The organism is Pseudomonas aylmerensis (assembly GCF_001702265.1).
Classification (GTDB): Bacteria; Pseudomonadota; Gammaproteobacteria; order Pseudomonadales; family Pseudomonadaceae; genus Aquipseudomonas; species Aquipseudomonas aylmerensis.
The window spans coordinates 209,567-222,877 of record NZ_MAUE01000048.1 but is presented as its reverse complement, the minus strand read 5'-3'; the positions used below and the strand labels follow the sequence as shown (position 1 = coordinate 222,877).

The 13,311-nt window shown below is 58.1% G+C and carries 9 protein-coding genes and 2 tRNA genes; 1 reads left to right on the top strand and 10 read right to left on the bottom strand.

Features of this window, described 5'->3' with window-relative positions; genetic code table 11:
• Positions 1–55 precede the first annotated feature (55 nt).
• A complete protein-coding gene (locus BBG20_RS31220) occupies positions 56–2,986 on the top strand; it encodes a DUF748 domain-containing protein (RefSeq protein WP_065910274.1) in 2,931 nt (976 codons plus the stop codon).
• 249 nt (positions 2,987–3,235) lie between these two features.
• Here the strand turns inward: BBG20_RS31220 and BBG20_RS31215 are convergent, their stop codons facing one another.
• From BBG20_RS31215 to BBG20_RS31170, 10 genes are all read right to left on the bottom strand, one after another.
• A complete protein-coding gene (locus BBG20_RS31215) occupies positions 3,236–3,856 on the bottom strand; it encodes a BON domain-containing protein (RefSeq protein WP_065910272.1) in 621 nt (206 codons plus the stop codon).
• Between the two features lie 295 nt (positions 3,857–4,151).
• On the bottom strand, positions 4,152–6,257 hold the full coding sequence (pnp, locus tag BBG20_RS31210; RefSeq protein ID WP_017528788.1) for a polyribonucleotide nucleotidyltransferase: 2,106 nt from the start codon (positions 6,255–6,257) through the stop codon (positions 4,152–4,154).
• A 194-nt stretch (positions 6,258–6,451) separates the two neighbouring features.
• Positions 6,452–6,721: a 30S ribosomal protein S15 gene (gene rpsO / locus BBG20_RS31205; RefSeq protein ID WP_003176135.1), complete on the bottom strand. Its 270-nt coding sequence runs from the start codon at positions 6,719–6,721 to the stop codon at positions 6,452–6,454.
• 159 nt (positions 6,722–6,880) lie between these two features.
• Complete coding sequence (truB, locus tag BBG20_RS31200; protein ID WP_034117853.1) at positions 6,881–7,798, bottom strand: tRNA pseudouridine(55) synthase TruB; 918 nt, start codon at positions 7,796–7,798, stop codon at positions 6,881–6,883.
• A gap of 3 nt (positions 7,799–7,801) precedes the next feature.
• Positions 7,802–8,197 carry a 30S ribosome-binding factor RbfA gene (gene rbfA / locus BBG20_RS31195; RefSeq protein ID WP_016973761.1) on the bottom strand — a complete coding sequence of 132 codons (396 nt, stop codon included), beginning with the start codon at positions 8,195–8,197 and terminating at the stop codon, positions 7,802–7,804.
• 159 nt (positions 8,198–8,356) lie between these two features.
• Complete coding sequence (infB, locus tag BBG20_RS31190; protein WP_025857113.1) at positions 8,357–10,882, bottom strand: translation initiation factor IF-2; 2,526 nt, start codon at positions 10,880–10,882, stop codon at positions 8,357–8,359.
• A 27-nt stretch (positions 10,883–10,909) separates the two neighbouring features.
• Positions 10,910–12,391, bottom strand: coding sequence for a transcription termination factor NusA (nusA, locus tag BBG20_RS31185; protein WP_008057419.1), 1,482 nt, complete (start codon positions 12,389–12,391; stop codon positions 10,910–10,912).
• 47 nt (positions 12,392–12,438) lie between these two features.
• Positions 12,439–12,897 carry a ribosome maturation factor RimP gene (gene rimP / locus BBG20_RS31180; protein ID WP_003235029.1) on the bottom strand — a complete coding sequence of 153 codons (459 nt, stop codon included), beginning with the start codon at positions 12,895–12,897 and terminating at the stop codon, positions 12,439–12,441.
• 140 nt (positions 12,898–13,037) lie between these two features.
• Positions 13,038–13,114: transfer RNA gene (locus BBG20_RS31175), tRNA-Met, on the bottom strand.
• A gap of 96 nt (positions 13,115–13,210) precedes the next feature.
• Positions 13,211–13,296 (bottom strand) — tRNA-Leu (locus BBG20_RS31170).
• Positions 13,297–13,311 lie beyond the last annotated feature (15 nt).

Below are 13,311 nucleotides of genomic sequence, written 5' to 3'. Positions count from 1 at the left end.
CGAAATCCCGTGCCATACTCCAAGGCACTCTTGTTCGACATAGATGGCGTCACCCATGCCCAAAGGATTGATTCGCGCCGCTGGCGCCCTGTTGACCGCCCTTGCCCTGTACAGCTTGCTGGGCTTTCTGATTCTGCCGGGCATCGCCCTTCGCATTGCCAACCAACAACTGGCCCATTACGCCACGGTGCCGGCCCGGATCGAGCGCATCGAGCTCAACCCGTTCAGCCTGGAAGTGACGGCATGGGGCCTGAAAATCGGCGAGCCGGGCAAGGAGCAAGTGGGTTTCGAGCGTCTCTACGCCAACCTGCAGATCGACAGCCTGTGGACTCGCGCGCTGCACCTGGCCGATGTGCAATTGGACAAGCCCAAGACCGAACTGCTGTTCGACAAGTCCGGCCAGTTGAACCTGGCGCAGCTGTTCAAGCTGCCGCCCAGCGAGCCTAGCCCGGCCGATCCCAATGCCAAGCCGTTTCCATTGCGTATCGACAGCATCAAGCTGGCGGGCGGCTATGTGCACTTTCAGGACCTGCGCCCCAGCGAACCTATCGAATTTCTCTACGACACGCTCGACTTCGAACTGAAGAACCTCAGCACCTTGCCCGAAGACAACGCCGACATGACCTTGGTGGCCGCCGGCCCTGAAGGCGGGCGGATCGACTGGAAAGGCAATTTCAGCCTGGTGCCGATCATTTCCGAAGGGACCCTGAAGATTACCGACGGCAAGATGAAAGCCTGGTGGCCTTATGTGCGCGACGCCTTGCCACTGGTGCTCGAAGACGGCGTACTCAACTTCAGTACCGACTACCGATTCAGCCTGGCCAAAGAGACCGAGCTGAACCTGACCAACACCGCAGCGAGCGTCGCGCCGTTTGCCATCAACGCGCCGGATGGTCGCCCGCTGGTGCGCCTGGAGCGCCTGGACGTCAGTGAGACCACGGTTGACCTGGCCAAGCAGCAGGTCGTCATCGGCAAGATTCGCAGCAACAAACTGGAAACCTGGGCCGCCCGTGAAGCCGACGGCCAACTGGACTGGCAGAAACTGTTCGCCAGCCAACCGAGCAAAGCGGCCAAGGCGCCTGAGCCTGCCACGGCACCGGCCACCGCCGACTCACCGAAACCCGAACCCGCCGCGCCGAGCAAACCCTGGCAAGTGCTGCTCAAGGATGTGCAACTGCGCAACTATCAAGTGCACCTGGCCGACCGCCAGGTCAAACCCGCCGTCGCGCTTGAACTGGGCCCGTTGAACGTCGACATGCAGAACTTCGACAGCCTCAACCAGAGCCCCTTCACCTTGAAGGTCGACTCCGGCCTGGGCAAGCAGGGCAAGATCCAGGCAACCGGCGAGGTCAACCTCAACCCGATCAGCGCCAAGCTGAAAGTGAATACCCAGGACATCGACCTTCGGGTGGCGCAGTCCTATATCAGCCCGTTTATTCGCCTGGAACTGCGTAGCGGCATGCTCGGCAGCAATCTGGACGTCAACCTCAAGAGCGCCGATCCGCTGAAGCTCCAGGTAACGGGCCGGGCGCAAGTCGACCAGTTGCACACCCTCGACACCCTGAAGACCCGCGACTTCGTGAAGTGGCAGCGCCTGGTGCTGGAAGGCGTGAACTACCAGCACGGTGAGAGCCTGTCGATTGACAAGGTCAACCTGCTGCAACCGTATGCACGGTTCATGATCAACGATGACCGCACCACCAACGTGGATGACCTGCTGATTCCACAGCCGGCCAACAGTGGCGCCAAGTCAGCAGCAAAACCGGCCAGCAAAGACAAACCCCTGGGCATTCATGTCGGGCAAATCGCGATCAACGACGGCTCGGCCAATTTCGCCGACTTCAGCCTCACGCCGAACTTCGCCACGGCGATTCAACAACTCAACGGGCAGATCGGCACGATCGACAGCCGCCAGGCCAAACCGGCCAGCGTCGACATCAAGGGCAAGGTCGACCGTTACGCTCCCGTCACCATCAAAGGCAGCGTAAACCCGTTTGATCCGATGGCGGCGCTGGATATCGCCACCAGCTTCAAACGTGTCGAGCTGACCACCCTGACGCCTTACTCGGGCAAGTTCGCCGGCTTCCGTATCCGCAAGGGCCGTCTCAATCTCGACTTGCACTACGTGATCACCAAAGGCCAACTGAAGGCCGAAAACAAGGTGGTGGTCGAGCAACTGCAGTTGGGTGAGAAAGTCGACAGCGCCGATGCCGTGGACCTGCCGATTCGCCTGGCCATCGCGTTGCTCAAGGACAGCGACGGCAAGATCTCGATCGAACTGCCGGTCACCGGCGACTTGAACAACCCGCAATTCAGCGTGATGCCGATCGTCTGGCAGACCCTGCGAAACCTGGTGGTACGTGCGGCGACAGCGCCGTTCAAATTCATCGGCGGGTTGATCACCGGGGGAGGCTCGGAGGACCTGGGTAATGTGTCCTTCGCCGCCGGCTCTAGCGAATTGAGCAAGGACGCCGAAGGTGCACTGAATACGCTGGCCAAGGCACTCAAGGAACGCCCTACCCTGCGCCTGGAAATCGAAGGCACGGCCGCGGCCAGCAGCGACGGTCCGTTCCTTGCCTCCCAGCGCCTGGAGCGTGAATACCAATACAACTACTACAAGATGCTCCAGCGCCGTGGCGACAAGGTCCCGGCCCAGGCATCGCTGTTGGTGGTTCCGGAAAGCGAGAAGGCCCCGCTGTTGGAAGGCATCTACCGCACGCGCCTGAAGCAGCAGCCGCCAGCCGAGTGGAAAGACCTCAGCCGCGACGACCGCACGGCCAAGTTGAAAGACGGTGTAATCAAGTTCTGGAGCAGCAGTGATGTGCTGCTGCGCCAGCTCGGCCAGGATCGCGCCAGTACCATCAAGGATTATCTGGTGGACAAAGGGCAGTTGGAAGATGACCGGGTGTACTTCATCGATGCCAACCTGGGCCAGGCCGAGAAGGATGGCCGGGTGGTGACGCCAATGCACCTGGATGCCGAGTAGCCTGCGAAGGCGGTGCGTCAGTCACTTATAGGCTGACACACCGAATTCGCGGGCAAGCCTGCTGCCACATCTGACCGCTTTCGCACTAAGATTTTATTTCGACCCACAATAGAACAGGCCCCGACACGAATGCCGGGGCCTGTAATGACCACATCCTTGTGGCCGGTCGCATGAACTCGTGAGGTGCATTGAGTGGATATCTAGCTCACTCGTTGCCGCCTTCGCCTAGTTCAGACGAATGGGTAAGCGTTACTCTGCTTTCAGGCCATCGGCCGATACAGCTTTAACGCCTTTGATTTTCTTGGTGATGTTCACCGCGGTAGTTTTCTGCGCTTCAGTCACAGCGACCGAAGAGGACAGGGAAACTACACCCTTATTGGTTTCGACTTTGATGTCGGTACCAGGAATGCCTTTCTCGGTTACCAGGTCAGCTTTCACTTTGGTGGTGATCCAAGTGTCCGAGGTGGACTCTTTGGCACCTGCAGCTGCGCTTTTGGTTTTGTCGACGTTGTCTGCCTTGGTAGCGCCGCCAGCCAGCAGGCCATCAGCAGAAACTGCAGTTACGCCTTTGATTTTCTTGGTGATCGCTACAGCGGTCGCTTTTTGCGAATCCGAAATGGCTACGGTCGACGAGAGGGAAACCACACCTTTGTTGGTTTCAACCTTGATGTCCGAACCAGGAATACCTTTTTCGGTCAGCAGATCAGACTTAACTTTGGTGGTGATCCAAGTATCCGAAACGCTTTCTTTTGCCTTGGTGGCTTCACCCGCCGCCATGGTCATTGGAGCTTGGGAAGTCTGGGCAAAGGCCACGTTAGCACCCATGGCCAGGGTCAGAGCGGTAGCAGTAGCGAGAGCGAACTTCTTCATACGAGTAACTCCTGTTTTATTAAAAGTCTGCAGTGTGTGAACCTTGATGCTGCAGCGTTAACAGGGATATTGCAGGCAGTGTGCCAAGTCCTGATATCCAAATAAATCCTTATAAAACAATACGTTAAGAAAACACGCTTTTTTCGGAATCGTGCAACTTGCATGAACCTGACCGGCGCTGCATGCAAGTTGCGGTTTTTTCGATTTACTAAGCACCTGATTTACCGGCATTTTCTCATGGACATAAAAAAAGGACCCCGAAGGGTCCTTTTTCCAGCTTAAAGCCTGCGGGTATTTAAACGCCCGAAGCCTTGGCTGCTGCTACGTCCTTGATGGACAGCTTGATACGGCCGCGGTTGTCCACGTCCAGTACCAGCACTTCCACTTCCTGGCCTTCTTTCAGGATGTCGGTCACTTTCTCGACGCGAGCATCGCTCAGCATGGAGATGTGAACCAGACCGTCCTTGCCAGGCAGGATGTTGACGAATGCGCCGAAGTCGACGATACGCTCAACCTTGCCGACGTAGATCTTGCCGATCTCGGCTTCAGCGGTGATGCCCAGAACGCGCTGACGTGCTGCTTCAGCCGCTTCCTTGGTTTCGCCAAAGATCTTGATCGAGCCGTCGTCTTCGATGTCGATCGAAGCCTTGGTCTCTTCACAGATCGCACGGATGGTCGCGCCGCCTTTACCGATGACATCACGGATTTTGTCGGTGTCGATTTTCATCGCGATCATGGTCGGAGCATTTTCCGACAGCTCGGTACGCGACTGACCAATGATCTGGTTCATCTGGCCGAGGATGTTCAGGCGCGCTTCCAGGGCTTGGCCCAGAGCGATTTCCATGATCTCTTCGGTGATGCCCTTGATCTTGATGTCCATCTGCAGCGCGGTCACACCTTTGGCGGTACCGGCTACTTTGAAGTCCATGTCGCCCAGGTGGTCTTCGTCACCCAGGATGTCGGTCAGGATGGCGAACTTCTCACCTTCTTTAACCAAGCCCATGGCGATACCGGCAACCGGTGCCTTCATCGGCACACCAGCGTCCATCAGTGCCAGGGAAGCACCGCACACGGAAGCCATCGAGCTGGAACCGTTGGACTCGGTGATTTCCGAGACAACACGGATGGTGTACGGGAACACGTCAGCAGCCGGCAGCATGGCCTGGACCGAACGACGGGCCAGACGGCCGTGACCGATTTCGCGGCGACCAGCGCCACCCATGCGACCACACTCGCCCACCGAGAACGGAGGGAAGTTGTAGTGCAGCATGAACGGGTCTTTTTTCTCGCCTTCCAGGGTGTCCAGCAGCTGTGCGTCACGGGCAGTACCCAGAGTCGCGACTACCAGGGCCTGGGTTTCACCACGGGTGAACAGGGCCGAACCGTGAGTCTTCGGCAGAACGCCGACTTCGATGTTCAGCGGACGCACGGTGCGAGTGTCGCGACCGTCGATACGTGGCTTGCCGTTTACGATGTTTTCGCGAACGGTGCGGTATTCGATTTCACCGAATGCAGCTTTGACGTCGCTGGCGGAAGGCTGGCCTTCTTCGCCGGACAGCTTGGCCACAACCTGATCCTTCAGCTCGCCCAGGCGAGCGTAACGGTCGGCCTTGACGGTGATGGTGTAGGCGTCGGAGATAGCAGCGCCGAACTCGGAGCGGATAGCACCCAGCAGTTCGGTGGCTTCCGGGGCAGCAGCCCAGGTCCAGGTTGGCTTGGCAGCTTCGGCAGCCAGCTCGGTGACAGCCTTGATGACAGCCTGGAATTCGTCGTGGGCGAACAGCACGGCGCCCAGCATCTGGTCTTCGGTCAGCTCTTTGGCTTCCGATTCAACCATCAGAACGGCTTCCGAGGTACCGGCAACGACCATGTCCAGGCTCGATGCTTTCAGTTGTTCGTAAGTCGGGTTCAGCAGGTAACCGGTGCTCTCGTGGAAAGCAACGCGGGCTGCGCCGATCGGACCATCGAAAGGAATGCCGGAGATGGCCAGGGCAGCCGAAGTACCGATCATCGCAGCGATGTCCGGATCGGTTTTCTTGCTGGTGGAAACGACGGTGCAGACAACCTGCACTTCGTTCATGAAGCCTTCTGGGAACAGCGGACGGATCGGACGGTCGATCAGTCGGGAAGTCAGGGTTTCTTTCTCGGAAGGACGGCCTTCGCGCTTGAAGAAACCGCCAGGGATCTTACCGGCAGCGTAAGTCTTTTCCTGGTAGTGAACGGACAGAGGGAAGAAGCCCTTGCTCGGGTCAGCGGTCTTCGCGCCGACTACGGTCACCAGTACGGTGACGTCATCGTCAACGGTGACCAGCACTGCGCCGGAGGCTTGACGGGCGATACGGCCTGTCTCGAGGGTAACGGTCGACTGACCGAACTGGAATTTTTTGATAACCGGGTTCACGGTGTCCTACCTTCTTTGTGGCTCTTGGGGAACTTGTCTTCTTGCGAAATTCTTGGGCAATGCCGGGAGTCGGCCCGACCGCTGTCCAGGGTAAAACGTGTGTCCAGATAAAACTTGAGGCTGGGAGCCTGCCATGGGCCAGCGGGAATCCCACTGACACACGGCAGACAACCAACCTCTAGCGCAATCGCTTATTAGCGACGCAGACCCAGGCGACCGATCAGAGCCTGATAACGACCCAGATCCTTGCCTTTCAGGTAGTCCAGCAGCTTACGGCGCTGGTTTACCATGCGGATCAGACCACGACGGGAGTGGTGATCTTTACCGTTGGCCTTGAAGTGACCTTGCAGCTTGTTGATGTTGTGGGTCAGCAGTGCAACTTGCACTTCTGGCGAACCAGTGTCACCAACAGCTTGCTGATAGTCAGCTACGATTTGTGCTTTTTCTTGAACGTCGAGAGCCATGAGGCAATCCTTTTTTCAGGAAACCACCCAAAGGGCAGTCTCAACAGGCCAGGGACAAATCCCTGTATCTAAAAATGAGTAGTGACCGTGCCTGTTAACAGCCACCCTCGTTCCAGTTTGCGTAAAATCTACTGCGCTTTTACCACAAACTGGTTCCGGTCATTCTGACCGAATCAGTCGACGCGGCGCGATGCGCCCGTCTTCGCTCACTTCACCGATACCGATAAAGCGACCGTTATGATCCTGTACCCGCACCATGCCGAACTTCGGGGCATCCGGGGCACGTACCGGCTGGCCGTTGAGCCAGTAGAACGCGCTGTGCTCCGAGAAGTGCAGCAATGGCCAATCCAGCAAACCGCTGTCCGATGGCATCAGGAAGCGATCCACCGCTTCATTGCCGCCTTCGGCGTGCACCGCCTCCAACTCTTCCAGCGTCACCGTCTGGGCCAAGCTGAAAGGTCCGGCCTGGGTACGTCGCAGCTCTGCAACGTACGCGCCGCAACCGAGCTTTTCACCGATATCTTCCACCAGGGTACGGATATAGGTGCCTTTGCTGCAGTCCACGGCCAGGCGCGCAGTGTCACCTTCACAGGCGAGCAATTCCAAGCGCGCAATAGTAACAGAACGCGGTTCGCGCTCCACTACTTCGCCCGCACGTGCCAGCTTGTAAAGAGGCTGCCCATCGCGCTTGAGAGCCGAGTACATCGGTGGTATCTGACTGATTTCTCCACGAAAAGCGGGTAAAGCAGCCTCGATATCAGCACGACCAACGGTCACGTCGCGAACCTGCAGAACATCACCTTCGGCGTCAGCCGTGGTAGTGGTCTTGCCCAGTTGCATCAGGGTTTCATAACCCTTGTCGGAATCGAGCAGGTATTGCGAGAACTTGGTGGCCTCGCCAAAGCACAACGGTAATACACCGGTGGCCAGGGGATCGAGGCTGCCGGTATGCCCGGCCTTCTCGGCATTGAGCAGCCAGCGAACCTTCTGCAACGCAGCATTGGAGGTAAAGCCAATGGGTTTGTCGAGCAGAATGATGCCGCTGACATTGCGACGAATACGTTTGACCTGAGCCACCGCTTACTCCTTGGCGTCTTCAGGTGTGGACGGGTGCTGGCTGTCTTCAGCCACCGCGCGCTCGATGAGTGCCGACAGGTGCGCACCACGCACGACGCTTTCGTCGTAGTGGAAGTGCAACTGGGGCACGCTGCGCAGCTTCATCTCACGGGCCAACTGCATGCGCAGGAAACCTGCAGCCGAGTTGAGCACCTTGATGCTTTGCGCGATTTCTTCGCTGCTGTCCTGGCCCATCACGGTGATGAAAATCTTCGCGTGACCAACGTCACGGCTCACTTCAACAGCGGTGATGGTGACCAGGCCAACGCGGGGGTCTTTGACTTCGCGACGGATCAGTTGGGCCAGCTCACGCTGCATCTGATCGCCGATACGCTGGGTACGGCTGTATTCTTTTGCCATGTCTTGTTACCTGTTACTGCCACACGGTGAAACCCATGGGGTCTGAAAGCGGCAAACGCCCGGCCTGACAAAAGCCAGACCGGGCGTTGCGTTTAGAGTCCGGACACTGCGCGGGGCATCTGCATGCCCACACGCCGTGTGGCTCCTGAAGTGCGCGAGTTAGAGGCTGCGAGCAACCTGAACCTTCTCGAAGACTTCGATCTTGTCGCCAACCTTGACGTCGTTGTAGCTCTTGACGCCGATACCGCATTCCATGCCGGCACGCACTTCAGAAGCGTCATCCTTGAAGCGGCGCAGGGATTCCAGCTCGCCTTCGAAGATAACGATGTCTTCACGCAGTACGCGGATTGGACGGTTACGGTACACGGTGCCTTCGACAACCATGCAGCCGGCGATCGCGCCGAATTTCGGCGAGCGGAACACGTCACGTACTTCGGCGATACCCAGGATGTTCTCCCGGACGTCACTGCCAAGCATGCCGGTAAGGGCCTTCTTGACGTCTTCGATGATGTCGTAGATGACGTTGTAGTAACGCATGTCCAGGCCTTCCTGCTCGACGATCTTGCGAGCGCCAGCATCGGCACGCACGTTGAAGCCGAACAGTACAGCGTTGGAAGCCAGTGCCAGGTTGGCGTCGGATTCGGTGATACCACCGACACCGCCACCGACAACGCGCACTTGCACTTCGTCGTTACCCAGGCCGTTCAAGGCGCCGTTCAACGCTTCGAGGGAACCACGGACGTCAGATTTGAGGACGATGTTAAGCGTCTTCTTCTCTTCCTGGCCCATGTTCTCGAAGATGTTTTCCAGCTTGCCAGCGTGAGCACGGGCCAGTTTGACTTCGCGGAACTTGCCTTGACGGAACAGAGCCACTTCACGGGCTTTCTTCTCGTCGGCAACCACGCTCATCTCGTCGCCAGCGTCCGGCGTACCGTCCAGGCCGAGGATCTCGACCGGGATAGCTGGACCTGCTTCCTTGATTGGCTTGCCGTTCTCGTCGAGCATGGCACGTACACGGCCGTAGTTCGAACCGACCAGCACCATGTCGCCTTGGCGCAGGGTACCGTCTTGAACCAGGACGGTCGCCACCGGGCCGCGGCCCTTGTCGAGGCGGGACTCAACCACGACACCACGGCCAGGAGCCGATGGGGTAGCGGTCAGTTCCAGAACTTCGGCTTGCAGCAGAACGGCTTCGAGCAGTTCGTCAACGCCGGTACCCATCTTCGCAGAGACCGGTACGAACGGAGTGTCACCACCCCACTCTTCGGAAGTCACGCCGTGAACCGACAGTTCGCTACGGATGCGATCGAGATCAGCGCCCGGCTTGTCGATCTTGTTCACGGCAACCACCAGCGGCACGCCAGCCGCTTTCGCGTGCTGAACAGCTTCGATGGTTTGTGGCATCACGCCGTCGTCCGCTGCAACCACCAGGATCACGATGTCGGTCGCCTTGGCACCACGAGCACGCATTGCGGTAAACGCGGCGTGACCCGGGGTGTCGAGGAACGTCACCATGCCACGGTCGGTTTCAACGTGGTAAGCGCCGATGTGCTGGGTAATGCCGCCGGCTTCGCCTGCAGCTACCTTGGCACGACGGATGTAGTCGAGCAGGGATGTCTTACCGTGGTCAACGTGGCCCATTACGGTCACGACCGGCGCACGGGAAACAGCCTCGCCTTCAAACTTCAGGGACTCGGCCAGGGAATCTTCCAGGGCGGTGTCGCTGACCAGGGTCACTTTGTGGCCCAGCTCTTCAGCAACCAGTTGGGCAGTTTCCTGATCCAGTACCTGGTTGATGGTGGCCGGAGTACCCAGCTTGAACATGAACTTGATGATTTCAGCAGCCTTGACCGACATCTGCTGGGCCAGATCGCCCACAGTGATGGTCTCGCCGATCTTCACTTCACGCACGACAGGGCCGGTTGGGCTCTGGAAACCGTGGGCGTTGCGTTTTTTCAGCTTGGCCTTGCCGCGACCACCACGACGGAAGCCATCGCTTTCTTCGTCGGTAGTACGTGGGGCAACGCGTGGAGCAGGCGCTTTCTCTTTGACCGACGCACGATGCGGAGCGTTTTTGCGCTCGCCATCACCGCCACCACCACGACGATTGTTATCGTCGGCACGTGGCTTGTCTGGACGACGCGGTTCGTCGCGCTTGCGGGCGTCAGCTGCAGGAGCAGGTGCGGCGGCAACCGGAGCGGCCTCACGCACAGCTTCTACCGGCGCGCTTGGCGCGGCGACTGCTTCAGTGGCAGCAGGTTGCGCAGCAGCAGGCTGGCGACGCGCTTCTTCTTCGGCGCGACGCTTGGCTTCTTCTTCAGCCTTCTGACGAGCAGCATTTTCTACTGCGCGACGTTCTTCCAGTTCGCGTTTGCGCTCGGCTTCGATTTCTTCCGGGCTGCGCTGTACGAAGACTTTCTTCTTGCGTACTTCAACGCTGATGCTCTTGCTACCAGCAACACGCAGTGTGCTGGTGGTTTTGCGCTGCAATGTAATCTTGCGCGGTTCTTCCACTTTCGCCTTGTGGCTGCTCTTCAAGTGAGTCAGCAAAGACTGCTTCTCACTATCGCTCACACCTTCATCGGCGGCGGTGTGCGGCAGACCTGCCTCACGCATCTGCTGCAACAGGCGCTCTACCGGTGTTTTGACCTCATCGGCCAGTTGTTTCACCGTGACTTGCGTCATGCACTTCTCTCCTCAGGCCGCGCCTAATTACTCGAACCAATGGGCTCGGGCGGCCATGATCAACTTGCCGGCACGATCATCGTCAATGCCGTCGATGTCGAGCAGATCGTCAATAGACTGCTCGGCCAGGTCTTCGCGGGTAATTACGCCGCGCACCGCCAGTTCCATCGCCAAATCCTTGTCCATACCCTCAAGCGAGAGCAGGTCTTCGGCCGGATGGGCGTCTGCCAGCTTTTCCTCAGTAGCGATGGCTTTAGTCAACAAACGATCCTTGGCCCGAGCGCGAAGCTCGTTGACGGTGTCTTCGTCAAAGCCGTCGATGTTGAGCATTTCTTCCAACGGTACGTAGGCAATCTCTTCCAGGCTGGTGAAGCCTTCATCTACCAGCACCTGCGCCAGGTCTTCGTCGACTTCCAACTCGTCGATGAAGTTGCGCAGGATGTCACCGGTTTCAGCTTGCTGCTTAGCCTGGATGTCCGATTCGGTCATCACGTTCAGGGTCCAGCCGGTCAGTTGGCTGGCCAGACGCACGTTCTGACCACCACGACCAATGGCCTGAGCCAGATTGTCTGCGCCAACGGCGATGTCCATTGCATGGGCATCTTCGTCAACGATAATTGCCGCCACTTCAGCCGGCGACATGGCGTTGATCACGAACTGCGCCGGGTTATCGTCCCACAGGACGATGTCCACACGCTCACCGCCCAATTCGCCCGACACTGCCTGGACGCGCGAACCGCGCATACCAATGCAAGCGCCTTGCGGGTCGATGCGTTTGTCCTTGGAGCGAACCGCGATCTTGGCGCGTGAACCCGGGTCGCGGGACGCAGCCATGACTTCGATCAGGCCTTCGGCAATTTCCGGCACTTCAATACGGAACAGCTCGATCAGCATTTCCGGCGCGGTACGCGACAGGATCAACTGAGGGCCGCGGTTCTCGGTGCGGATTTCCTTGAGCAGCGCGCGCAAACGCACGCCAACACGGAAAGTTTCGCGAGAGATGATGTCTTCGCGGGCCAGCAACGCTTCGGCGTTGTTGCCCAGGTCGACGATCACGTTATCGCGGGTAACTTTTTTCACGGTGCCGGAGATGATTTCACCCAGGCGCTCGCGATAAGCGTCAACGACTTGAGCGCGCTCGGCTTCGCGAACCTTCTGCACAATGACCTGCTTGGCGGTCTGTGCAGCAATACGGCCGAATTCGATCGATTCGATCTTTTCTTCGACGACATCACCGACCTTGGCGCCAGGGTGCGTTTCAGCAACCTTGCTTGGCCAGGTTTCGATGGCCGGATCATCAAGATCGGCTTCTTCGACGACCGTCCAGCGACGGAAAGTCTCATAGGCACCGGTGTGGCGGTTGATTTCCACACGCAGATCAACTTCGTCTTCAAAACGCTTTTTGGTTGCAGTGGCCAGGGCCAGCTCCAGCGCTTCAAAAATCACGTTTGCCGGTACGCCCTTTTCATTGGATACCGACTCAACAACCAGCAGTACTTCTTTGCTCATCGTACGCCTCGCCTTTCGCAAGCCATTGGATCCGCGGGATCCGCGTCTCAGTCAAAACTGGGAATAATGTTGGCCTTGTCGATCATATCGATCGGCAACAGGAACTCATGGTCTTCTACCTGCACCACGACATCCTGTTCTTCTACACCGCGCAGAAGGCCCTGAAAGTTGCGACGCCCTTCGAACGGGGATCGCAGCTTGATCTTCACTTGTTCACCGGCAAATTTTGCAAACTGATCAATAGTGAACAGTGGGCGTTCCATGCCTGGCGAGGAAACTTCGAGGGTGTATTCAACGGAGATCGGATCTTCAACATCCAGGACACCGCTGATCTGACGGCTGACAATGGCACAATCGTCCACCAGCACGCCGCCCTCTTTATCGATATAAACGCGCAACATTGAGTGGCGACCTTGAGCCGAAAACTCAATACCCCAGCATTCATAGCCTAGGGCCACGACCACCGGGGCCAACAAGGCCTGCAACTCTTCTAGCTTGCTCGACACCTGAACCCCCTCGTGCATGTATGTGCATGCTGTGCAAAATAAAAAAATGGGCGAAACGCCCATCCTTGAAACGCCGTCGAACAGCGGCGTTGAAAGTGTCCAGCTAACAAAAAGCCCCTTAAAAGGGGCTCCGCTAAAACTGGTTGCGGGGGCCGGATTTGAACCGACGACCTTCGGGTTATGAGCCCGACGAGCTACCAGACTGCTCCACCCCGCGACAAAGCTGGGGCGGAAGTATACGACCGATCCCTTACAGGGTCAATGTAACCTTCCACCTACAAGAAAGCCCGCAACAGCGGGCTCTCCTGATAATTGGTACCGAGAAGGGGACTCGAACCCCTACACCCTATGGGCACAACCACCTCAAGGTTGCGTGTCTACCAATTCCACCACCTCGGCAATACAGCGTTTACA